At 30.1% G+C, this 1,589-nt stretch carries 1 protein-coding gene and 2 pseudogenes; 1 reads left to right on the top strand and 2 read right to left on the bottom strand.

The genetic code is table 11. The features are described from left to right. Positions 1-226, bottom strand: a pseudogene (locus FTU05_RS17670) (DDE-type integrase/transposase/recombinase); the annotation flags it as partial. Between the two features lie 194 nt (positions 227-420). Between FTU05_RS17670 and FTU05_RS17665 the strand changes: the two are divergent. After that, positions 421-1,239, top strand: a complete 819-nt coding sequence (locus FTU05_RS17665; protein ID WP_180166219.1) for a hypothetical protein — start codon at positions 421-423, stop codon at positions 1,237-1,239. 216 nt (positions 1,240-1,455) lie between these two features. Here the strand turns inward: FTU05_RS17665 and FTU05_RS17660 are convergent. Next, positions 1,456-1,589, bottom strand: a pseudogene (locus FTU05_RS17660) (transcriptional regulator); the annotation flags it as partial.

Below are 1,589 nucleotides of genomic sequence, written 5' to 3'. Positions count from 1 at the left end.
AACGTACTGTACGATTAAATCGCTCAACATATGCATTTTGCTGTGGATTGCCTGGTTGAGTAAATACATGCTCAATACCATGCTGATCACACCACTTTTCCATCAGCTCACTTATATACTCTGGGCCATTGTCGGTTCTAATGCGTTTAGGTTTACCTCGCCATTCAATGAGCTGATCAAGTCCTCTCAGCACACGTTCTGCTGGCAACGAAAAGTCAATCAATATAGGCTTTGTTGCACAAATACCTAACACTATGATTTTATTATACTTATTTTTTATTAAAATTTTCTTAAACTCCTTAAAAATCAGTGTTTTGCAAAATATTTATGCAACAAAGCCGATTTATGACGGAAGTCTAATTGTTTTTAGTTTAGTGATGCCTAAAACTTATTTTGACTTTTTGATATAGCAGTATTTACATGAATTTATTAAAATTATTTCTAGCATCATCTTTTATTTTTCTTACGGGATGTCAGACTTTTTTTCATAAGTATCCTTCAAAAAATGAATTACAAACTGTATATGTTTCAAGTGATTATGTTAATAAGACAAAATATAGTTCGCCTAGAGATAAAACATTAAAAGATGCACAAGTAGTAATAGGATTATCAAGGAATGATGCATCAGCAACGGGATTTATGCTTTCTGATCTAACATTAGCATTTGATATAATCAATATAACTAGTAAAACAAAAGAAGTTAGTGATCAATTAGATTTCTTAAAAACTCAAAAATTTGATACATTAGTAAAATCTCAATTAGAAAAAAAACTAAGTGCAAGTGATTCAAGCATAGAAGTAATAAATAAAAATAATGCTAATTTTTTATTAGTTCCTTTTGTTTTTATATCAGCATCTCCGGATGATTTTCATCTAGATTTTACTATTGGTGTAAATATTAAAAATAAAGTAAGAATGTATCACTATCGCAGTAAGTACTTTGAGACAGTAAAGGACATTAATGAAGAAGAATTTAATCAAATTTCAGAAGTTGCTTTCGATAAAATATTAACTCTTATTTTGAATGATATGGATAATAAAATTGATTATTTAGCTCAAGATAAATCCCTTGAAGAAAAATGTATTCCTTTATCAGGAAAGACTTGGGCAAAGATAGGCTTTGCGATGAAAGTTAACTATAATTATGTTAAAAATGAAAAGAATGAATGTATTGCAAATTTAAAAGATAACTTTGGAGTAGAATTTTCTGGATATCCTCATGTCTTTATCTTTGAATAAGTAGCTAAATTTAAAATAGAAAGTAAAAAACAGTTAGGTAATATTATTTTCATCCAGCGAGGAGTAATGGGAAAACTTAGCAGATTGGATTAAGCAAGTTTAATGTCCGTTTTTACTGGGACTAATACATAATATGGACTGTAACGAAGCCTATGTTAAGACATAGGCTTTTTGGAGTTACATAAAAATGGGAGCAGATAGCTCCTATTTTTATTGTTAAACATTGAATCCTATATGTTTTCCTGTTGGAAGCTCTACATCAATACGGAGCTTCCCACCCATTGCCTCAACATACTTTTTCATGGTTGAAATCTTAAGATCATTGCCACGATTTTCTATTGCTGAAAGCG

Source organism: Acinetobacter sp. YH12049 (genome assembly GCF_013419875.1).
Classification (GTDB): domain Bacteria; phylum Pseudomonadota; class Gammaproteobacteria; order Pseudomonadales; family Moraxellaceae; genus Acinetobacter; species Acinetobacter amyesii.
This window is presented reverse-complemented; position numbering and strand designations above follow the sequence as displayed.